Genomic DNA, 21,484 nt, shown 5'->3' with positions numbered 1-21,484 from the left:
TTACCACTCCTTTTATATCACCCGAATATCTTCTACACCATAACGTTTAAGGATTTGTTGTGCATTTGTGCGGACGGTATCGTTATTGAATCCTTCATCATAGAAAACAACTCTTGAAGGCTTATTTTTGGAAATTTCTTCAATATCCTCTAGTGTTAGATCTTTTTCTAAACAGATAAATAAATAATCCATACCAACTGAAAAAACCGTCCTACCGTTAACAGTCAACTCCTGAATAGGCACTGTTAGATTTACTCCATACTTAAGTAGAATTTCGTATACAACATCTTCTTTAGTGCGTTCCTCTTTAATTGGCTCTATTAAATCTAATAAATCCTTTTCAAGATTCATTGACTCTTGATTCCATACTTTTAAATTGGTTTCGTCAAGCTTAAATACTTTAAATCCGATGTCTAGATTTTTGGATTTTTCTTTTTGTTCTTCTTTGATTTTTTCCCCAGACCTACGTATACGTTCTTTTCCAATCTCACAGATATTTTTATATCCAGCTTCAAAAGCACCTGTACCTTCTATAGTTTTCTCGGGTAACTGCACCATTATAAATTTCCGTTTTCCTCCGTCTGCAATATTTTGATTTAGAACAGCGTGTGCAGTTGTAGAAGATCCAGAGAAAAAGTCTAGAACAAGGCTATCTGAATCAGTTGCTTGTCCTATTAATTTTTCAATTAAGGCTGTACTCTTAGGAAAATCAAAGAAATGTCCACCCAATATTTCCCTTAGCTCTTTTGTGGCAACAGAGTTTATTGGTGCTTCAATAATTGAACTGAAGGGTTTATGTGTAGATTTCACTTCATTCTTGAACCTCTTATACATTGGTGTACCATCAGTTTTTTTCGGGAATATAATCTTTCCTTCATTGATTGCTTGCTTCATACGATTCTTTTCATAAGCCCATACTCTATTTGGATTACATTGATATGTTATGCCTGTTTTTGGGTCTGTGATGGGATAATATAGATTAGGGCGCTCAGAAGCAGTTTTATTACAAGTTAAATTATCTGCCATCCAGTCACCTCTAGGATCATTATCAGGGTTCTTGTAGTTTTCAAATGCTTTTTCTACGCCGTTAAATACAACAGAGTTACTTTTTCCATAACAAACAATTACTTCATGATCAATTGAAACAAGATTAATTGAATCATTAGAACCTGTTCTTTTCCTCCATACAAACTCCGTGATAAAGTTGTGTTCACCGAAAATCTCATCACAAATTTTCTTTAGATTATGTTGTTCATTTTCATCAATGCTGATAAATATTACTCCATCTTCTGTAAGTAAACTCCTAGCAACCTTTAACCGAGGGTACATAAGGTTCAACCACTCCGTATGAAATCTACCATTTGTTTCTGCGTTGGTTTTATAGTTTTCTAAATTCATTTCTTTATAGCTTTTTAAGTTATCTTGGAAGCTATCTTTATATACAAAATCTTTACCAGTATTATATGGGGGGTCTATATAAATCATTTTTACTTTATTACGATAAGAATTTTGAAGTATACGTAGAACCTCTAAGTTATCTCCTTCAATATATAGATTCTGTGAGGTTTCCCACTCTACACTTTCTTCTTTACATGGTCGAAGCGTTCCTGTGGTTTGTTTTTGTGCTAGTTTAATTGCTTCAGTTTTTCCATTCCATGTAAACTCATATCGCTCTTTTTCTTTTTCAACATTTTCACCAAGAGCAAGACGCAGTTTATCAATATCAACTTTTTCCTCTGTGAATACTTCTGGAAATAACTCTTTTAGTTTTTCAATATTATCCTGAACAACATTGAAGGTTTTTCCTTCTAACTTCTGCAATTAACACAACTCCTTTATTTGCTGTAATTGACTATGGATTTCCTGTTCTTTTATCCGTATCTTCATGTGCAAATCCATTTTCGTACCAAAATCAAGTTGTCCTTTTTGATTATGATGTAATTGTTCTACTTCTTTGCGATACTTCTGTAAATTATTTAATATGGTAATCGCTTCTTTTCGGTTGTCTGCATTGGTAGGCATTGTACCTACTAACTGAATCAATTCTTCACATCTTATCCATTGATGGATATCCTCATAAATACTATGTAGGTTTTCAAAAGATAAATTTGAAATGACCAAAGCGTTCAGTAATTTGGAATATGTGGCATCTTCTTCCTTCAGCTTAATCCAGTTAGTAATAGTTGGTTGTTCGACAACTACTTTGGTCTTGTCATTTTTATTAAGCTTTTTGTGACTAGTACTAAAAAGAATCTGACCTTCTGAAGAACCCACTATTAATACGACTGGATTAGGGATAGACTTATGAAAAGCACTAATAATCTTGTTTATATTTTTGTCCGTTCGCAGCTCAACGTATATCCATACTACTTCTGCATAATTAAATTCGTCATCTTGATAGATAGGGATATTTGTACTCTGCTGATTCATAACACTTAATAGATAAATCCCCTCTATCTGGGAAGTGAACATTTCCTTCTCGGATGCGGAAAGGTCCGCTTGAGTGAAAAATGCTTTCTTTGGTATCTTACGGTTTAGCACAGCACGTTGAGGTATTTGCAAACGTTTAATCAACCATTCCCTCATTCCATCACCTACTTTATCACTAAAAATGATATCAATTCAAAGTCTTCCGAAGTTGTATTAGAGTCCTGTAAAAGACTAGAATTCCCAAGACTGAACAACGATTCCATTCCTTGCTCTTCTACAATACCAAGAACAAATTCGACCGCCTTGTCTAATAGATACTTGTAAGTAGACATGTCGCTCATATCCTCTGTGTCTTGAGCGAACTGATGAATTAACTCGTTGAACACGTCCCCTTGACCATTAGCAACTTTACGGAAGAGATCCAGTATCTGCTTTGTCTTTAAATGTCCTAGTCGAACCTCTCCATCCATATTCATATACACCAGATAATAAGGATAAAGTGCGCTTGTTTCTTTTACTGGTGCTGCTGCATTGCGTTGTTTGATGCAGAATATTACCCCTGGTTCGGTATCAGAAGACGGAGCCAACTGAAGCGATGTAACTGCATGTAATCCTAGAGGAGCTGTCTCAACTTTCTTCTTATTGGTATCCATGTAATCAAGCAAATCCATTTTAAAGTCGTTCAGGGTCAAATCTGTGATGGAGATTCCTCCAGAAATATCTTCCAAATCAACAACCTCTTCTTGTAGCTGCTTTAGTTGCTTTTTACGATATTCCAAATCGTTCATTTGCTTCTTTTCATCGTATTCTATTACGTTCTCTTCACCCGTTGCTGAAATATCAAGGAGTACCATTCTGCCACTGACACGTGCTTCTAAATTAATGTATTCATCAAGATCCATGTTCGGCCAGAAGTTCACCAATTGGATAACATCATTCTTAGAGCCTAAACGATCGATTCGACCAAACCGTTGGATGATTCGGACTGGGTTCCAGTGAATGTCGTAATTAATAAGGTAATCACAGTCTTGCAGGTTCTGACCTTCCGAAATGCAGTCGGTAGCAATCAATATGTCGATCTCATCCCGAATTGTGGAATCTATTTTACTTCTCTCTTTGGATACGGGTGAAAAGTGGGTTAAGATTGAGTTTAAATCTTTCTGGACTCCTTTGAGTGTGGTTTGATTGCCTCCAGAACCTGTTACAAGGGCAGTGTTTATCCCATGTTGTTTCGATACCCATTGTGATAACTCGCCATATAAATAACTTGCTGTGTCGGCAAAAGCTGTAAAAATAATGATTTTCTTATTTTCGCCATTGATGGGATGAACGAGCTTATAGTCAATCATGGATTTAATCTTATTCAATTTGGCATCACGTGGAGCTTGAACTTTTGCTGATTCAATAAGTAGGTGCTCAAGTTTCTCCTTATCATCATGTAAATCTTGTTTCCACTTAATGCGGTCGATATCTTGAAGGAGTACTTTTACTTTCGATCCTATTAGCATGTTTTCCACATCATCATCATCAATATCGATTTCATTAATATTAATATCGGCATTGGAGTATTGCTGAATATTATCAAGCTTCAGTAACAGATCATCGATTTTCCTCAATAGAGAAGCTACTGTCATACCAAATGAATGAATAGAGCTTTCCATCCTTTTTAGTAAGTTAACCCTCATTAAGTGAACTAGACTGCGTTCACGGTCAATTTGTTTAAATACTGAACCGCCTTTTACTTTCTTATCATATTTAAGACTATACTCTTCTTGCTTTTCAGGCATTACATACTTCAATGGTGAGTACGCACTTAAATTTAATCTGTTAATGAGCTTATTAACTTCCTTTATTTCAGGGAACTCATTGTACTCATCAATATCGGCATATACATTACTTGGCTTTAATCGTTGTGGGAACTTCCCAATTTCGGACATATCATAGTATTTCTCGATATGTTTTCTTGAACGAGCAATTGTCACTGCATCGAGCAGTTTGAAATAATCAAAATTCAACATTTCCAGAAGATTATCTGATTTTCGCTCTTCTTCATCTAACTTGAGCCATTTATTAAAAGAAAGCTGTGCTTTTCTTAACGTTTGTTCAATACTTTCAATACCTGCTGATTCCAAAGCTTCATCTTTACCTTCCGTAATAAAGGCTACTTGATTTTTCAAATCATTCATTTTGTTGTTTACAGGGGTCGCTGATAGCATTAATACCTTTGTCTTAACACCAGCTTTAATAATTTGATTCATCAACCTGGAATAACGAGTTTCCCTGTCATTTCTAGCCTGGTTATTCCTGAAGTTATGTGACTCATCAATAACAATCAAATCGTAGTTACTCCAGTTCACAGTAGACAAATTAATATCTCCTGACAAACCGACTGTACGGCTCAAGTCGGTATGGTTTAACACATCATAATTGAAGCGATCAGTAGAGAGGACATTCCTCTTATCGTTTTGAGTGTAAATCAGCCAGTTTTCTCTTAATTTTTTTGGGCACAAAACGAGTACTCGGTCATTCCTTAACTCGTAATACTTAATAACAGCCAGGGCTTCGAATGTTTTCCCTAAACCTACACTATCTGCAAGGATACAACCGTTATGCTTTTCCAATTTATCAATAGCTCCGAGTACACCATCTTTTTGGAATTTATAAAGCTTATTCCATATCGTGGTGTCTTTAAAGCCTGTTTTTGATTTTACAATCGCATCTTCATCGAATTCTTCCAGGTAGTCACTGAAAATATTATAAAGAGTGACGTAGTAAAGAAATTCTGGAGAGTGATTTTCATAAATTGCTGCGATTCTTTCCAACACTTCCTCTTGTACCTCTTCAACAATAGCATCATTCTTCCACACATCATTGAACCACTGGATATATTGTTTTGTTAATAGAGGTTCGTCCATTAGTGAATTCATATGAAGACTTGGCGAATATGTATAGCCTAATCCGCTGCTGGTAAAATCGGAGCTACCTTGAATAGCCACTGATGAACCATCTTTATTTTCAATATGGAACAGGCGATTCTGTGTTAATGGTGACGTCAAAGACTTCAGCTTCACTTTTGAATTTATCCAGTCAGCACATTCTTTAGCGATTTTCGCCTGTGTAAGTTCATTCCGCATCTTAATTTCGAGTTCTGATCCAGATAACCTTTTCTCTCGACCTGACTTATCAATGTCTGTCGTCCCTTGTGTATGTTTTTCTGAAGTAAAGGTAGGATCGATAAATAAAAATCGCACCTCATCCACTTTCATTAATTCCTTCTTTAAAGCCTCGAACGCATATATCGTAAAGTAGGATGACATGATCGCAACCTTGGCATCTTTTTTAAAATATGGTTTTAATGCATCTCCTACAATGCCTGATTTTTTATTGTCTAGCATTTTCCCTAACATAAAAAAGCCCCCATAAATATAGTTTCCTATTAATCTATTTTACAGGAGTTTGTAAATTCTTTAAATCTATTTTACAAAAACAGTAAGTGAATTAATAGAAACAAATTTTTATAGAGGCTTTTTAGCTTTGAGAAATGAGTTTAATCGAATCTGTATGAAATGTAATACTTATGATTTTAAATAATTGTACTTATTTAAAATGTCTTCCATTCCACCGAAATCCTTCCACTCAAATAGATTTTCACTAAACTCACTATAACAGTTTGCATGATATAAGGAGTTTGCTACATCTAATACCACTTCTTCTTTTAATTGAATTTTATCATTACAGCAAATACAATTAATTTTCATTCTTTTCTCCCCCTAAATATAATCTCTCAAAATACAATCCAAGTACCCTCCTCCTTCCTGAATGTGTGAATTTCGACAAAAAACCAGCAGATCCTCTTTAAAAGTATTGCTGGTTTAGAAATTACTCAATAATTAGAACTTCTATATTACTTTGTTAAGGGATTCCATATGGTATCAAAACCATTCTTAACAAAATAGTCATAAAGCATTATGATTTTGTTTTCTTTGTAGTTCTCCATCAGTTTTTCAATTTGAAAGTTGGAATTCCAACTTAACAATTCCTCATTCCGATTAATAATACCATCAAGGTACCCTCTTTCTGGCAATTTATCACTTTTGGAACTATTACACTTATTACAGGATAGGACAAGGTTCCAAATATGGTCTGATTGTACAAACGACCATGGAATGAAATGGTCAATATGCATTTCTCTTTTCTTACCTGTCAATTCATTTCCACAATAGAAACACCTTGCTTCAAAGTATGACAACAGTATTTTTTCAAATGGTTGTAGCAATGAACGTTTAGCTATGTTCTCTACTTTACCTAGAAGATAATTAATGCTGGGGACTTCGTTTAGTTCTTCAATCATTGTTGCCATATGATAGTTTGTAAGGTGTATAATCAATCTTTGATAATTCAGCATAAAACTATGGACAAGAGGATTGAGCCTTAATACTTCTGCTTTATGGTCAAATGAGTAGAACATTCCTCTTGTATCACCATATAAAGCACCAAAGACATTAATCTTCATAGTAAGTTTTACTTTGTGAATCAGTTTTACTTGAAGAGAATCCCTCAGTTTATCAAAAACCATTTCAGGTGGTATTGAGTGATTCTGTTGTTCCTCTTTTATTATAGAAACCACCCTGGCATTCTTTCCTCTGTTATGCCGGGACAAATTATGGTGAACAATCAAATTCCAATACACCTTTGTGAAAGTGTAAGCTAGTTGATCGTAAGTTAGTTCAAAGTCTTCATTAACCTGATACAAATTCTCAATGATTGCTTTTATCAATGCGAATTTATATGTAGATGATTTTACTGATTTGCTTGATAAGACGATGGTAAAAACTCGCCAGATCTCTTCGTCAGTCAAATACTCTACTTTCAATTCACCGACTTTTAGTTTATGGCTCATTTAATCCTCGACCTCAACTAAGAAAATCTTTTCTTCAAAAGCACCTCGTTTAACTGCTTTCTTTCGACGTAGCTTTTCTACTTCATCTAAAGTAGTATTGTGATACTTGGCAAAAGCATGAATTACTTCCATTAGATCGGCTAGCTCTTCCAAAGCCTCTTCTTTCGTAACTGCACTTCGGTACTCCTCTAATTCTTCGAAACTTTTATTCTTCAATTCTTTTATGTATTCTTCTTCAGAAAGGGCTCTTGTTACGTACTTTTTTCCGGTCAATTCAATGATTTCTGGAATCTTATCTCGCACTAGTTTGTTGTATTTAGGCATAGAACGTCCCCTCCAAATTTAGATAGAAAAAACACTAAAATCCTTGAACCTATTTTTTACCCTCCCTTGAATAAAGTGCTATTTTGTAATAATTGATCTACTTAAATGCACCCTTTATCTCTTTCTAGTTTTCTCAATGATCCTATTCTTATAATAATATTGGGTTAACTGTCCAGCTAATCCTTTGACAAGGCTTCTCCAAAAAATTATAACAGAGTTTTATATAGAAATTTAAAGGTTTTTGTATTTTTTTGTAGAATTTTCTAGATAAGGGAATGAAATATAAAATATGTTAAGGAGATGACATATAATTATGTCGATTATTAATTTTACAGTTCTTGCAGTGACAAAAACATATGATAAATATTGTATTGCTGGAATAGATGAAGACGGAAATTGGTTACGACCTTTGCCACCAGACACTAGCACTAAGTTTTGGTCAAATTTATTTTATAATGATAATAAAAAGATTATGGTTGGAGATGTGTGGGAGATTTATAATTATAGAGCAGAGCTCGATCCAAACTCTCCAGGTCATACCGAAGATATTAGATTAGTAGACTGGGATTCTTATTCTTTAATAAAGAAATTACCCAATAATGAATTATTACAACTTGTTTCCAAATTTCAAAGTGGGGAAACCGAACTTAGTGAAACATTGCAGGCGAATGGACGCTCACTATGCTTAATAGACATTGATAGCTTTAGACAGGTAGAAAACTTACTTCGAATAAAGTTCACCTTCAATGGCATTGATTATAATAATACAACACAAACTGAAGGATTTCCTATTACTGATTTAAAATGGCGATCGTATATCCAACAAAAAATTAATACTCCTAACACATATGACTCACTTTATTTAGTTATCGGTTTAGCACGTAAAGAACCTAGAAAAGATATCTATAAAGAGTATCCTATGGCTATCAGCTTAATTACCGACCCTGAGGTTCCCGTATTAGACTCTTATCCAAATTAATGTTAATATCATAACATTAAACTTGGAAGAAAAAAGGGAGTAGTAACATGGAAAAATCCCCGAGACCTAAAGGACAACTGTTTACTTCAAATCCGGCTGGACTTAAGTACTTAAAAGTGGAAGCAGAGTTATGGCAAATAACAAGAGCAGGTATTGAAATCCCTAATACAATACTTGTAAAACAGTTATCTCCCTCTAAGAATTTGTTTTTGAAATTTATTAATAATTGGAAAGGGCATAACCCTGACTCTTGGTGGCATAAATATGAAGAGGTATTCTTAGAAGAATTAGAAAATAGAGAGACCAAGCAGTGTCTTCGTGAGGTTTATAAACAACTCCTAAAGGGTAAAAATATCGTTTTGATTTGTTTTTGTGATGATCACCGTTTTTGTCACAGACGACTGGTTGGAGAGTTTTTTAAACCTTATGGTGTTCAAGCTATAGAATTAAATCCAATAAGAAATGAACAATTATATTTATTCTAAAAACAGTTTACAGGGAGGACTCAAAATAATGGGGGAAACTATAAATACAATTGGTTTTGCTAAAAAATCTTTAAGACAATTTATTAAGCTGTTGAAAGAAGCAGGTGTAACGAAGGTTGTTGATACAAGACTAAATAATACATCTCAGCTATCTGGTTTCGCTAAGAAACAAGACCTTGAATATATTCTAGAATTAGTTGACATAAAATATATTCATACTCCTACTCTGGCACCATCTGATTACATTCTAAAGTCATATAAGAAGAAAGAAATGACTTGGGATGAATATGAAATTGAGTATAATGAATTAATTGAGAAACGAAAAATTCTACCCCTAGTAAAAAAATTGATTGAGGATGATAATGTCTGTTTTCTATGTAGTGAGCATCAACATACTCATTGCCATCGTAGAATATTAACAGACTATATCCAATCATCACTAAAAAATATTAAAGTTAACCATCTTTAAGTTTCATGAAAGCATTTCTCAAGTATAGAGGCCTTAATTAAGGCTATACGTGAAAAGTATCTGATTTATAATTTTCTGTCCCCTAACCCTCCCTATTTTTCTGAAAATAAAAATGCAGAACAATACAATAAAAAGCTCCGAGTAGAAACTCCGAGCTTTTTTATATAAGAAAAACCCAGCTCGTAAAGATCTGAGTTTCACCCTTACCCAGAATCTTCAACAAAGTAGAAGAATGTATTTTTTGTCATGATTTCTTCATTGGTATGTGATCTAATTAGTTCCATCACTCGCTCATGGCTTAACTTTAATTTCTTTATCGCTTGATTTAATGTTACGTCTTGGTAGGTTTCCCATGTTCGCATATTGAGGTGCCCGATCTTACTCCATTTATAACCCGGTGCTGGCATAAACGGGATATCCCCATCCATTCCTTCCCTATACCATCTCTCCAGCATGGCATGCCATTCATACAGGTGCATGACGACATCACGGAAATTCTTGTCTCTTTCTAGCGTTTCAATGGAAAGGCCTATTTTTCTACTTGGTACGGATTCAATAATTGCAAGTAATCTATTAAAGTACTTGTCACTATTCAACAGTAGAATTTCTTTTTCACTTGTAGTCACTTTGGTAATCCTCTCCTCCCGATATACTCCCTTTGTTTCGCTCAAACCCTAACTACCGCGTCCCTTGAAAGCTTAATACTCCATTGTCACCTTCGGAAAGTAAACCATACTCCTTACCAAAAACGTGAAACTCCGAACGGTCGCCACTTTCAAACTCGAACGTCACATAATATTTTGTATGTGTGCTGGAAGAATGGTGATGATGGGTATCGTTGTGATGATGCATATTGGACCTTTTGGTAACATCTATCCGTTTTGATGTAACAACAGCTGGCACACTTAGCTTTGGTGACTGCTCATTCTTCTGCCACTCCCCAACGCCTTTAAAAATTGAAATTAAGATACTACCGATAACAATCACAAAAGCCAATAAAAATTGGTACAATCTGAAACATAGCATCACCACCAGCCACCACACTATATGGATCTGACATGTAAACACTCCTCCTTTGGTTACATCTTTATCTTTGAGTTATATACGAGTATCCATATGAAAAGTTTCATCAGATACATGGTGTACTTTCGGACTAGGGTTCTGCAAAACCTCTTATACAAAATAAGCGCTCATCCTTGAAACAAGAATAGCGCCTGGTTATATGATATGGTGTTTTTCGTCTATAAATTTAGAGTGTCGCATCCAATTACTTAATGACTGAATTAGAAATTATATACACATTACCCAAAATGTCGATTTGATCTCCCTTTACACGGCTGTAATATTCTATTCTCGAACAGTGGACCCGTCTTGATGCTTCTCAGGTGATGGTTTACTGCTACTACCTATATGTTTGGGTTAAGTATGACTTCTATGATTTGCTTGGTTTGATGATTAAACAATACCATAAAGAGCATTCTTTCTCATTTCCCCCATCTTCATTAGAAAGGGCTCTTAAAAGGCCATCGCGTACGATTAAGTTCTTCTCTGCTTCAGAAGCAGAGAACCGTCCCCTGCTTCCATTTTACATTAACAAGGGGGTTTTGAAAGCTGAAACCAAAACACTCTGGAGGAAAAAAACGTTAATCATTCCACTCCCTTTTAATCTTAACTTTTTCATTTAATAAATTGTTCTGCGATTAATCGATATGATTGATGCTTATCCTTTGATGAATAAGTGATAGTTACAATCATGATTTCATCTGCTAATACATGTGATTGAATTTCTAATATTTTTCTTTTCACCTCATTTGGAGTACCTATAATCATTTTCTTTTTTATTCTTTCAATAGACTTTTGATTACGTAGATTTAATAGAATTTTTTTTGCCTCATCAACAGAAGGAACTCCTTTGTTTCCTTCCATACTCTCATTTTGTAGTTCCCAAACAATTGAACTTAAAGCAATTTCTTCTGCTTTTTGAGTAGTTTCTGCACAAATTACTGATAAAGCCATAATGACGTATGGTTTTTGGCCTTTTTTCCTTGGTTGAAATGACTGACGATATTGTTGGACGATTTCTGCTCCGTTTTCATCACTCATAAATTGTCCGAAACTATAGGCTAAACCGTTTTCCGCAGCAAAATCCCCACTTTTTCTACTTGTACCTAACATCCATAGATCAGGACTAATCTGCGGTATCGGAGAAGCCTTTACTACGGTCCCTTCATTATCTATGTATTTAATTAATTCATATACTAAATCAGGCATTTTATAGACATGTTGCAAATAGTTATCCGATAATGCATTTGTTGCTTCAGCAGGCCCCCCCGGTGCCCTTCCAATTCCAACATCAATTCGATTAGGAAATAGAGTGGATAACATGTGATAGGTTTCTGCTACTTTATACGGCTTATAGTATGGCAATAAAACTGCTCCAGAGCCAATTCGGATATTTTTTGTATTTGCCCCAATATACCCTAACATTACCTCGGGCGCAGAGCATGCAAGCCCTGGCATTGCATGATGTTCAGCAATCCAATAACGGGAATATCCTAATGTCTCCCCTATGCGAGCGAGATTCATTGATTCCTGTAGTGCTTCATATGCCGTTTGATTAGTTGAAATGGGAGACTGATCTAAAATGCTTAATTTCATAAGATGAAAATCCCCTTTTCTATTATTCCACTTCTTTCAAAGTCAGTTTATATTCACCAATTTGCCCTTTTTCGTATAGATTCGTAATTGATGTTGAATATTCTTGAATCGTTCCGCGGAACTTAAGATGTCTCTCAAGTACGATTACATCAAATGTTCCTTTGTATAATAACGTTGCTATATCATGGTAGTCTTCACTTGAAACATAAAAAGTAAACGATATCTGAGTTTTACCTTCTATCTTTTTTTCATCATATCGTGTGATATTAATTTTAGTATCATTTAGTTGGATTTCTGTAACCATTTCTTCATCGTCCCTTTCTAATAGATAGAACCGCCCCGTTGCTTCCGGATTAATGGTGATTCACTTAGGTGTTCTATGAGATTCTTTTAATTTTTTTATGTTTTTCTCATGAATTCTTTCACTTTTCCTGATGCTATCTCTGATGCTCGATTTGTTTAATTGGAATCTCATATCCATTATGGTCGGTTAAACACAAACATTTCATTCGCATTTCGAATCTCTCTCCTTAAAGAACTGGGAAGCGCCCGGACGATTCTACTGTTTCCTTCCTAATCCGAAGAAAGCGCAAGCCCGTCCCGCGCTTCCTAGATAAAACGAATTTATAAAACTATGTAAAAAATTGATTAGCATATGCTAGTAAGTTTTCCTTTATGCCACTAAATTTTTGTTGTAAATCAAGAGATAGATGAACTTTTCATATAAAGACGATAATCTTTGTTCGTCTTGAACCGCTTTCATCTTTTGAGAAGTAGAGCTTTCATCAAATAATAACTGCTCATAAATCTACAATAAATTGATAACGAATGTTTTGGCGGTTATATCTAACATTTTTCCATAGCATCAAATCTAGCTCTACATCTGATACCTCTGTATAATAAGGTAGCAATTCGTGAAATAATCTACGAATTATTTGATTTATTTTATTTGATCGCGATAGGTAAATGAGTGTCGCTTTAATAATTTGATTTAACACTACATTCTCAGAGAACTCTTCATAAACCACTGCAACTTTCTTATTAACCAATGTATTTTTCTTTATCGTAGCATTGATATCAATTTTCCCCTTGAAACAAGAATAGCGCCTGGTAGTTGATTATTCTTTACTTGTCTTCCTAAATCCGTAAAACGTTCTATAACCTTTTTGCTCATAAAAAGTTCGAGAATCACTGTTTGCCAACATTTCAATCCTTGTCGTTGGGTATAAGTGATGAACATAATTCAGCAATATTTCTCCAATCCCCGAGCCACGATAGGTACGATCTACTAATAATTCACAGATGTATAAGGTAACAGATTGATCTGTAAGCCCCCTTATATACCCAACCAGCTGCCCGTTTATTTCTGCAACATAAGTAATGGTTGAATGATCCCAAGCTTCCCTTGTACTGTCTTTATTTTCAACAAGGTTATTCCACTTTTCCTCTGCATTTAATCTATTAATATGTATAAAGTCTTCTTTTCTATACTCTCTAACCTCAAGCCAGTTTTCATTTCTCAGTTGTATACGCATGGAAAGCCACCTCTACTCTTATTCTGTTCACCTCAAGAGGGTCTATGGGGACAGGCACCGTGACACATTTAATAACGTCCTCTTAATCAGCTCTTCAATAACAATTTTCTAATTCCTTTTTCTAATGAACAAGTAAAGAACCCCTCCACCAACAATGAAGATACCCGTACCAACAACAATCTTCACATTTGAAACACTTATCCCTATAATCTCATTGACTGTCCACCAGTCATTTATGGAAGATTCATATATTGCAAGATATAGCCATATTAAATAACAAAAGAAAACCAATAAAAAAAGACCAACTTTTCTATTTATAACTTTTCCCTTTCCCTATGGGCATTTTTGTAAAAAGCTAATTTTTCTTCACGTTTTTTAAATACATGAATCTCTTCGTATTTATCATCAGAAACACGTTTCAATAAAAGTCCAACCTCTTTTTCTATTCATTAATGATAAACTCTGCAATGAATTAGGTTTTAACATATTTGTAATCAGAAATCTTTTTTTCTTTTGTGAAAAACCTAATTAACTCGTCAATCACAAGAAATACCATTGACACAAGCAGTGAGAATATCGCTAAGAATCCTAATACAAAAACAGGAATTATTCCGAACAAGATATGTAAAGGAAAGGAAAGAGCAAATCGAGCTTCCCTTGGTTTACGTGTTATTAATTCAATTAGTATTGATACTGGCAATCCAAAAAAGAAAATTCCTACCCCAACATATACAGATATAAGAATAATATCTTGAAAGAAAGTGCCTGTTTCATAATTATGTGAGCCATTTAAGAGGACTTCTACAGGGGATAGGCTAGTAATAACTAAGGTTGATATAATAAATGTCAAAAAGGCTGTTACTATTTTTCTTTTTAACATTGAACCTACTCTCCTTATTCTAGAACGCTGCCTTATTTCTAAGTAATAAGCCATTAGCTATTTATTCATATATCTCTCAATAGTTAATCCATATACAAAGATCTCATAAGAAGTCCCACTAACCTGTTTCTTGCTTTGAATTAGCAAACTATTGCTATTAGTTTCAACAAGAAAACTGTTTTCACTTATATGTGTTATTTCTTTTATTTTGTATTTTTCTTCTCCAATTCCTTCTTCTACAATACCTCGTATGATTTCAATCTCTTTTTCTGCTTTAAAGCTATAATACAATTCTTTTGGATTAATAAAAAAGGCAATTAAAAGTATTAACAAAACGATTCCAATTTGCACCAAATATTTCTTCATTATCTTCTCCCTGGATTATCAATATATAGAGCAACATCATACATCTTTCATAAACTCAGCAAAATAAAAAATCCCTATTTTCTTCACTTGATACGTGTCTAAATAACCTTGGGTTGCTTTTTCCATAGGGGGCTCTGTAAATATGTATCCCTTACTATCCTTATCATGAAGGTTTACATATTCATATTCCACAATCTCAGATGTAAAAGCAGCTTTCGGATACCCCATAAAAAACACTTTTGTTCGTAATGAAGTAGTTGGATTTGAATGAAGCATAACAATAAAACTGACCATTATTGCAACAGTTAAAACGATTACCTTCCCTTTTTTCATGGAATCACTCCTTACCTTATTCCGTTTTATCCTTTATCTCCCTTAACAAATCAATTATTTCTTCATTATGCTTGTTTGCTCGCCTTAACTGGACTTCTATTGATAAAAGGGTGATAACAATAATAATTATTACTATAATCAGCAATACCTCACCTCAACCTCCCATTGTTTTAATTGGTACGTTCCATTAACAAGAAAAAGTTTTTTCTTCATAAACTCTCCTTCTTCTCTATGTCTCTCTGGAAACCTAAATACCGAGTCCCTTGAAAGCTTAATACACCATAGTCACCTTCCGAAAGTAACCCATACTCCTTACCAGAAACATGAAATTCCAAACGGTCACCACTCTCAAACTCGAACGTAACAAAATATCTTGTGCTGGAAGAATGGTGGTGATGGGTGTCGTTGTGATGATGCATATTGGACCTTTTGGTAACTTCTATCCGTTTTGATGTAACAACAGCTGGCACACTTAGCTTTGGTGACTGCTCATTTTTCTGCCACTCCCCAATGCCTTTAAAAACCGAAATCAAGATACTACCGATAACGATCACAAAAATAATGCCAATAAAAATCGGTACAATCTGAAACATAGCATCGCCAGCCCCCATAGCATATGGATCTACCATGTAAAAACTCCTCCTTAAGATACATCTTTATCTTTGAAATATATACGCGTATGAATATGAAAAAGTTTCATCATAGGTTTCTGGAAAACCCTTTTACTCAAAAATAAGCGCTCATCCTAGAAACAAGGATAGCGCCTGGTAATTTAGTAGGTAACTCTCCATTATTCTTTACTTGTCTTCCTAAATCCATAAAACGTTCTGTAACCTTTTTGCTCATAAAAAGTTCGAGAATCAGTGTTTGCTAACATTTCAATTCTTGTCGTTGGATATAAGTGATGAACATAATTCAGCAATATTTCTCCAATCCCTGATCCCCGATAGGTACGATCTACTAATAATTCAGATGTACAGATTGATCTGTAAGCCCCCGAATATATCCAACCAGTTGCTTTTTAAGTAGAGCAAAAATTTTACTTCATCCATTTATTAGAATAAGTATAAGTTTTTTAACTAAATAAATTGTGTTAATAGCTGGTTAACCTTGTCACGTTCTTCCCAGAAAGGACCATGACCACTATATTGGAATGGGACTAGCTGTGAATTTTTTATTTTTTGGTTTAGCTCGTGAGCCTGTGCAAATGGAATGACTTTATCATGAATACCGTGAATGATTAAGGTAGGGACATTTATTTTTGAAAGATCCGCATGCAGCTTCTCATCTCTTAATGTAATAATAATAGCAGCTGTCGACCAACTTGCTGCCTGTAATCCCATTTGCAAAAACCAGTCCGAGAATGGTTTAGTAATATACTGGAAGAAAAAGGTATCCATTACTTCCTGTATCATCTTTGGGCGGTCATTTAGGGTTTCCGTAAGAAGTTCATCGGCCGTTTCTGTAGTAAATCCTGTTGGTGCGGCCGCATCAATAAGTACAAGCTTCGATACCCCCAAACCGTTGTGACGAGACATATACCGAATGGCGATAGCCCCACCGGTAGAGTGACCTACAAGAGTAAAATTGTTTAATTGAAGTGTACCAACTACTGTGCGAATATCATCTGCAAGTCTGTTAAAAGTATAGCCATTCATTGGTTTATCCGATTTGCCAAAGCCCCTCCAGTCTATACCAATACAGCGGTAACCCATAGAAGGAAGAACATTAAACTGATATTCAAACTGCTTATGGTTTAACGGCCAACCATGTAAAAACACAACGGTCTTATTTCCCCCCGGGTTAATATCTTCAACATATAAATTCACATCATTTTCTACAGTAACAAAGTATCCCATGAAGATTCCTCCTAAGTTAAGTTGGTTTCAACAATAAGATATTCATTTTTGTAAATATAGGTGAGTACCTATCCCATAAGGTTAGAGTACCGTAAAAGGAGAAGGCTTATTGAACTACCCTGCCCTATTCTTATGTAAGGAGCGAGCCGTGTTCTCACCTTTAATATAGACTCTATAATTTTCTCTTTTCTCTTATACCTCCAATAAATTTTTCTGATTCTAGACCAGAATAAGCGCTAATCCTTTTATGGATAGCGCCATATTCATTAAACTCTTGATTTTAAAATCTGGTCATTTACAAAGGCTTGTATAAAAAATTGTTCATTTGAATTAGGTATCCTGTTATTCTTGTTCTCGAAACATTTCATGGCTATTTCTAATGATGTAGAATCTGTGGCGTCGCTTGAGGAAATAAGTTCTTTCCAGTAAAGATTCATTTCCTCTAAAACACACATCGATTCGTGCCCAAGAATGAAGAAATGAGCATCGTATTTCTGAATATCCTTAATCATCGGTATTAATAATGATTGCTTGTAATGGAATAAAGAATCTGTTGTCGTTCCATAAGCACTATCACCTAAGAAAAGGACTTTATCGTCAGGCACATATATAATGGTTGAATCTTCGCTGTGGGTACCAATAATTGTTTCGATGATACAAACCTTGTTTCCAAGATCAATAGTAAGCGAATTCTCAAATATCATATCAGCAGGTTTCAACTTAAAGGAATCCCTCATGGGAAGTTCAGTTCTAATGATCTCCAGACATTGACGAGACATTTTACTGGAATCTAAATCTACATAGTTTTGAAGCGATTATCATCAAAAGAATAGCTTTGCCAATCGTTTAAAATTTGATTGGTGCGCTTATTTACTATGATCGTGGTCTCAAATTCATTTAATCCTAAGAAATGATCCCAATGTCCATGGGTAATGATCAAATATTTAACTGGAGGTACATCAAGTGCGTCCACTTCTTTTAAAAAATCTTGAGCATGTTGAGCGGAATTTCCTGAATCTATTACTAAGCTATATTTATCCCCACAGACTAATCCCAAAGTTGGTCGCTCTCTAGCATCGTTGTTGGATGAATAATAAACAGACGGCGTAATTTTATTTAGCATGTTGTTTTCTCCTCTTAACTTTATTTTCAATTAATTAGAAAATGTGAGAAACTCTACATGCTTTTAATGTAAACACAAATAGATTTTCTCGGATTATCTGTTCACCATTGGACTTCCTCCCTTCCCCCATAAATAGAAACAAAATGCGATTACACTAGCTGGCAATCGCTCCTATTTTCTTCAATAGACTCATTTTAAAGCTTTTGCAATTGTACCCAATAAAAGATTAAGAAGAGCAAGCTTTAAATAAAAGAAATATTAGAAGTATAACCACAATCAATAAACATCCACTTCCATTTGGATTACCAGTTATAGCTTGATTTAATGCATTGTTAAAAGCCGCCCCTGGGTTTCTTTGTTGTTCTCTATTCTTGAGCCTCTCTCTTTCCTGTTCTGACATTCCATTCCTCCTTCTGTAAGTGCCTTACTAAATAATTAATTCATTGGCGCAACAATCGCCCCTAGATTGCTGCATAGTGGGTAAAAAGAAATCTAGCTTTTAAAAGAACACTATACTCACTGCAATTCTTTTTTCTCTAAGTTTTCTTAAAAAATATTACAAGTAACAGCGTGAGTAGTTGCTTTGGCTCCATTTAAAAGCTATTTCATTAAAATGATAAACTCTAAAACGATTTAGGCTTTAACATAATTGTAACCAGAAATCTTTTTTTCTTTTGTGAAAAATCTAATTAACTCGTCAATCAAAAGATATATTATTGAGACAAGCAGTGAGAATATTGCTAAGAATCCTAATACAAAAACAGGAATTATTCCGAACAAGATATGTAAAGGAAAGGAAAGAGCAAATCGAGCTTCCTTTGGTTTTTGTGTTATTAATTCAATTAGTATTGATACTGGCAATCCATATAAGAAAACTCCTGCAACAACATATACAGATATAAGCAAAATATCTTGAAAGAAAGTGCTTGTTTCATAATTATGTGAGCCATCTAAAAGGACATCTACAGGGGATAAGCTAGTAATAATTAAGGTTGATATAAGAAATGTCAGAATGGCTGTTATTATTTTTCTTTTTAACATAGAACTACTCTCCTTATTCTTAAATACTTCCCAATTCTTATGTAAGGAGCAAGCTACTTTGCTACAATCCCCTATATAATGGAGTATTACTTACAGCATATCCATAAAAGATAGGACATGTTCTTTCACTTTTTCCTCGACTTCCTTTGTTTTATTATCTAATTTGAAAAGTTCTATATTTTCATCGGGAATTAGAATTGTTGAAGGTTTCTGAATTTCTTCCTTTAGACTTTCAGCATCTTCTTTTTGAGTAACATAGGATTTATTAAAAGTTGAATGTATTATTTCTGTTTTTAAATAATTCCCTTCGATATCATAAAAGTCCTCGATGGATTTAATAACAGTCTTTACATGATGTTTACTTTCTTCAATAATCGTTATTGAATTAACTTTCTTGTAGCCAGTTGTTACAAAAAAACCTTCATCATCTTGTTCTGATGTTTCCGAAACAAATACTGAAATATGTTGAACTTCTTCAACCTTACTGCATGCATTTAAGAGAAGAATGCTTACTATCAATAAGCTCATTTTGAAAAAACTCCCCTTCAAATTTACTCCCCCCTTATTAGAAAATTTCACCCATGGGTCAATGTCTTTTTTATTAATCAATCCTGCCCGATTGCTTAATACCAACTATTTCATAATCTGAAAATCCCTACAATATATTTCCTTCACTTAGACAAGTAAAATAGACGCTGATCCTTTATAGAGGGCCGTACCAATTTGTTGTTTATTTTAGATAAGTATTTGCTTCCATTCATTATATTTTTAAATCGCCAACCCACTTTAAACACTTTCTGCGTTTTATTTGACATGATTTATTTTTCATTAATTCGTCTGTAAGCCAAAATAAGAAGGCTGCTATTAGTGCATGAATGAATAAGAATACATCGAACAAACCAGTTGCCTCTGAGAACCGTGTGTCTATTTTGTAGCCTGAAATCAACATTGGTATTGGTACGAACGTTGCTGCTAAGAAAAGGTGAATGAACAAAGCGACGATTATTCGTTTTGTTCCCATCAGGCTTTTGGTAGCGTAGTCAGATAACATAGAAGATGGTATGCCATAAATAAAAATAATGGGCATCAAATACATGCCAAAGAAAACTCCTATATCTATTCCAATAAAAATGGAATACATCGCAATCATTAATAAACCAGAGATTAAAGCTGCTATGAGTTTTCTTCCAATCATGCTGATCCCTTCTTTTACAATTATTTTTCCATCCAATAGATTTTTCCGATTACCAATAACCCTACAACTTCCCCCATCCTATATGAAAAGGTGCAGTAAAAATCATCTATTAGCCTTCCAACTTCTCGCCCTCTCCGCCAACTCATTCACAAAATCCTGCTTTCCCTCTTGATACATATGATGGTTATCAGGAAACTGCCTTGCTAATTCCAGTTTCAACTCTCCATATGCTTTTGCATCTTCTGGATGTGCCATGAGATACATTTTAAAATCCAGATGTGTTTGTATATGTTCATTGCCGACCTGAAAGATATGTACATGGTGTGTTCTGTGTTGCTTGCCTTTTGGGAAGTACCTCCTCCCTGCTATCCCGTTCTCGCCTTTCGGTTCATACTCCACTTTTCGTAACGCTTCATTGTACCGATCAACCTTTTCAATTTCTTTTACCACAATCAAAATATCAATGATGGGTTTGGCATAACCGATTGCCGGGACAGATGTACTTCCGATATGAAAAATATCTACTAATTCATCTTTTAGGACTTCTTTTAGTAGTTTCTGTTCTTGGTCATATGCGACTTCCCATTCTTTGGTCCATGGTTGAATGTTGGTTTTTCTCAACGTGTCGTTCTCCTTAGTGGTCTATGGGGACAGGCACCGTGACCCGTTTTTTGTTGTCCATTACTTTGACCTTTTCTGTTTGGTTAGTTTGGTGAAACTATCCCACATCCAGTGAATAGTGGTGATAATAATAGATAAGATGAAAACATGAATCCCTTTTGTGAACGTTTCCCCGACTTCCAAAATTACTAACACTATATACGCAGCAGCGAAGAATGTAATAAAGGACAAACCGTATTTTTTCATAAACACCTCCATAGGGACAGGCACCGCGACACATTTTCGC

At 34.7% G+C, this 21,484-nt stretch carries 30 protein-coding genes; 3 read left to right on the top strand and 27 right to left on the bottom strand.

Features of this window, described 5'->3' with window-relative positions; translation table 11 throughout:
* Window positions 1-12: 12 nt before the first annotated feature.
* The 6 genes from K7887_RS03160 to K7887_RS03135 all read right to left on the bottom strand — a co-directional run bounded on the left by K7887_RS03160 (window position 13) and on the right by K7887_RS03135 (window position 7,654).
* Window positions 13-1,821 carry a site-specific DNA-methyltransferase gene (locus K7887_RS03160; RefSeq protein ID WP_223492141.1) on the bottom strand — a complete coding sequence of 603 codons (1,809 nt, stop codon included), beginning with the start codon at window positions 1,819-1,821 and terminating at the stop codon, window positions 13-15.
* Window positions 1,822-2,586: a DUF4391 domain-containing protein gene (locus tag K7887_RS03155; RefSeq protein ID WP_223492140.1), complete on the bottom strand. Its 765-nt coding sequence runs from the start codon at window positions 2,584-2,586 to the stop codon at window positions 1,822-1,824.
* Window positions 2,587-2,594: 8 nt separating this feature from the next.
* On the bottom strand, window positions 2,595-5,837 hold the full coding sequence (locus tag K7887_RS03150; RefSeq protein WP_223492139.1) for a helicase-related protein: 3,243 nt from the start codon (window positions 5,835-5,837) through the stop codon (window positions 2,595-2,597).
* 168 nt (window positions 5,838-6,005) lie between these two features.
* Window positions 6,006-6,188 carry a hypothetical protein gene (locus K7887_RS03145; RefSeq protein WP_223492138.1) on the bottom strand — a complete coding sequence of 61 codons (183 nt, stop codon included), beginning with the start codon at window positions 6,186-6,188 and terminating at the stop codon, window positions 6,006-6,008.
* Between the two features lie 146 nt (window positions 6,189-6,334).
* Window positions 6,335-7,330, bottom strand: a complete 996-nt coding sequence (locus K7887_RS03140) for an HNH endonuclease (RefSeq protein ID WP_223492137.1) — start codon at window positions 7,328-7,330, stop codon at window positions 6,335-6,337.
* Entirely contained in the window at window positions 7,331-7,654 is a 324-nt protein-coding gene (locus K7887_RS03135) for a nucleoside triphosphate pyrophosphohydrolase (RefSeq protein WP_223492136.1), read from the bottom strand. It abuts the gene before it with no gap.
* A 313-nt stretch (window positions 7,655-7,967) separates the two neighbouring features.
* Between K7887_RS03135 and K7887_RS03130 the strand changes: the two genes are divergently transcribed.
* From K7887_RS03130 to K7887_RS03120, 3 genes are read left to right on the top strand one after another with little or no spacing between them, the layout of a single operon-like run.
* Window positions 7,968-8,633, top strand: coding sequence for a dual OB domain-containing protein (locus tag K7887_RS03130; RefSeq protein ID WP_223492135.1), 666 nt, complete (start codon window positions 7,968-7,970; stop codon window positions 8,631-8,633).
* 47 nt (window positions 8,634-8,680) lie between these two features.
* Complete coding sequence (locus tag K7887_RS03125; protein WP_223492134.1) at window positions 8,681-9,118, top strand: DUF488 family protein, N3 subclade; 438 nt, start codon at window positions 8,681-8,683, stop codon at window positions 9,116-9,118.
* A 28-nt stretch (window positions 9,119-9,146) separates the two neighbouring features.
* Window positions 9,147-9,587, top strand: coding sequence for a DUF488 domain-containing protein (locus tag K7887_RS03120; RefSeq protein ID WP_223492133.1), 441 nt, complete (start codon window positions 9,147-9,149; stop codon window positions 9,585-9,587).
* A 203-nt stretch (window positions 9,588-9,790) separates the two neighbouring features.
* On the opposite strand, the gene K7887_RS03115 is transcribed toward K7887_RS03120, so the two are convergent.
* The 21 genes from K7887_RS03115 to K7887_RS03020 form a co-directional block, all read right to left on the bottom strand.
* Window positions 9,791-10,213 (bottom strand): ClbS/DfsB family four-helix bundle protein, encoded by a 423-nt coding sequence (locus K7887_RS03115; RefSeq protein WP_223492132.1) that lies wholly within the window; start codon window positions 10,211-10,213, stop codon window positions 9,791-9,793.
* Window positions 10,214-10,265: 52 nt separating this feature from the next.
* Window positions 10,266-10,613 (bottom strand): DUF2500 domain-containing protein, encoded by a 348-nt coding sequence (locus K7887_RS03110; protein WP_317849232.1) that lies wholly within the window; start codon window positions 10,611-10,613, stop codon window positions 10,266-10,268.
* A gap of 651 nt (window positions 10,614-11,264) precedes the next feature.
* Window positions 11,265-12,245: an LLM class flavin-dependent oxidoreductase gene (locus tag K7887_RS03105; RefSeq protein WP_223492131.1), complete on the bottom strand. Its 981-nt coding sequence runs from the start codon at window positions 12,243-12,245 to the stop codon at window positions 11,265-11,267.
* A 22-nt stretch (window positions 12,246-12,267) separates the two neighbouring features.
* Window positions 12,268-12,549, bottom strand: coding sequence for a DUF3219 family protein (locus K7887_RS03100; protein WP_223492130.1), 282 nt, complete (start codon window positions 12,547-12,549; stop codon window positions 12,268-12,270).
* Window positions 12,550-13,045: 496 nt separating this feature from the next.
* Window positions 13,046-13,294, bottom strand: a complete 249-nt coding sequence (locus tag K7887_RS23055; RefSeq protein WP_399209126.1) for a 5-methylcytosine restriction system specificity protein McrC — start codon at window positions 13,292-13,294, stop codon at window positions 13,046-13,048.
* A gap of 69 nt (window positions 13,295-13,363) precedes the next feature.
* A complete protein-coding gene (locus K7887_RS03090) occupies window positions 13,364-13,780 on the bottom strand; it encodes a GNAT family N-acetyltransferase (RefSeq protein WP_223492129.1) in 417 nt (138 codons plus the stop codon).
* A 472-nt stretch (window positions 13,781-14,252) separates the two neighbouring features.
* Window positions 14,253-14,660 (bottom strand): hypothetical protein, encoded by a 408-nt coding sequence (locus tag K7887_RS03085; RefSeq protein ID WP_223492128.1) that lies wholly within the window; start codon window positions 14,658-14,660, stop codon window positions 14,253-14,255.
* 57 nt (window positions 14,661-14,717) lie between these two features.
* Window positions 14,718-15,026, bottom strand: a complete 309-nt coding sequence (locus tag K7887_RS03080) for a hypothetical protein (RefSeq protein ID WP_223492127.1) — start codon at window positions 15,024-15,026, stop codon at window positions 14,718-14,720.
* 36 nt (window positions 15,027-15,062) lie between these two features.
* Window positions 15,063-15,359: a hypothetical protein gene (locus K7887_RS03075; protein ID WP_223492126.1), complete on the bottom strand. Its 297-nt coding sequence runs from the start codon at window positions 15,357-15,359 to the stop codon at window positions 15,063-15,065.
* 16 nt (window positions 15,360-15,375) lie between these two features.
* The gene (locus K7887_RS22925; protein WP_263290331.1) at window positions 15,376-15,504 is read right to left on the bottom strand and encodes a hypothetical protein; all 129 of its coding nucleotides are present in this window, start codon (window positions 15,502-15,504) and stop codon (window positions 15,376-15,378) included.
* A 64-nt stretch (window positions 15,505-15,568) separates the two neighbouring features.
* On the bottom strand, window positions 15,569-15,988 hold the full coding sequence (locus K7887_RS03070) for a DUF2500 domain-containing protein (protein ID WP_223492125.1): 420 nt from the start codon (window positions 15,986-15,988) through the stop codon (window positions 15,569-15,571).
* A 161-nt stretch (window positions 15,989-16,149) separates the two neighbouring features.
* Window positions 16,150-16,293 (bottom strand): hypothetical protein, encoded by a 144-nt coding sequence (locus K7887_RS03065; RefSeq protein WP_263290349.1) that lies wholly within the window; start codon window positions 16,291-16,293, stop codon window positions 16,150-16,152.
* Between the two features lie 145 nt (window positions 16,294-16,438).
* Window positions 16,439-17,218: an alpha/beta fold hydrolase gene (locus K7887_RS03060; RefSeq protein ID WP_223492124.1), complete on the bottom strand. Its 780-nt coding sequence runs from the start codon at window positions 17,216-17,218 to the stop codon at window positions 16,439-16,441.
* Window positions 17,219-17,484: 266 nt separating this feature from the next.
* Window positions 17,485-17,997, bottom strand: a complete 513-nt coding sequence (locus K7887_RS03055; protein ID WP_223492123.1) for an MBL fold metallo-hydrolase — start codon at window positions 17,995-17,997, stop codon at window positions 17,485-17,487.
* 17 nt (window positions 17,998-18,014) lie between these two features.
* Window positions 18,015-18,341, bottom strand: a complete 327-nt coding sequence (locus K7887_RS03050; protein ID WP_223492122.1) for an MBL fold metallo-hydrolase — start codon at window positions 18,339-18,341, stop codon at window positions 18,015-18,017.
* A 226-nt stretch (window positions 18,342-18,567) separates the two neighbouring features.
* Window positions 18,568-18,741: a hypothetical protein gene (locus K7887_RS03045; protein ID WP_223492121.1), complete on the bottom strand. Its 174-nt coding sequence runs from the start codon at window positions 18,739-18,741 to the stop codon at window positions 18,568-18,570.
* A 233-nt stretch (window positions 18,742-18,974) separates the two neighbouring features.
* Window positions 18,975-19,382: a hypothetical protein gene (locus tag K7887_RS03040; RefSeq protein ID WP_223492120.1), complete on the bottom strand. Its 408-nt coding sequence runs from the start codon at window positions 19,380-19,382 to the stop codon at window positions 18,975-18,977.
* Window positions 19,383-19,472: 90 nt separating this feature from the next.
* The gene (locus K7887_RS03035; protein WP_223492119.1) at window positions 19,473-19,910 is read right to left on the bottom strand and encodes a hypothetical protein; all 438 of its coding nucleotides are present in this window, start codon (window positions 19,908-19,910) and stop codon (window positions 19,473-19,475) included.
* Between the two features lie 232 nt (window positions 19,911-20,142).
* On the bottom strand, window positions 20,143-20,613 hold the full coding sequence (locus K7887_RS03030) for a hypothetical protein (protein ID WP_223492118.1): 471 nt from the start codon (window positions 20,611-20,613) through the stop codon (window positions 20,143-20,145).
* Window positions 20,614-20,679: 66 nt separating this feature from the next.
* Complete coding sequence (locus K7887_RS03025; RefSeq protein WP_223492117.1) at window positions 20,680-21,198, bottom strand: GrpB family protein; 519 nt, start codon at window positions 21,196-21,198, stop codon at window positions 20,680-20,682.
* Between the two features lie 60 nt (window positions 21,199-21,258).
* Window positions 21,259-21,444: a hypothetical protein gene (locus K7887_RS03020; RefSeq protein ID WP_223492116.1), complete on the bottom strand. Its 186-nt coding sequence runs from the start codon at window positions 21,442-21,444 to the stop codon at window positions 21,259-21,261.
* Window positions 21,445-21,484 lie beyond the last annotated feature (40 nt).

The sequence above is a fragment of the Sutcliffiella horikoshii genome, assembly GCF_019931755.1.
GTDB classification, from domain to species: Bacteria; Bacillota; Bacilli; order Bacillales; family Bacillaceae_I; genus Sutcliffiella_A; species Sutcliffiella_A horikoshii_E.
This window is presented reverse-complemented; position numbering and strand designations above follow the sequence as displayed.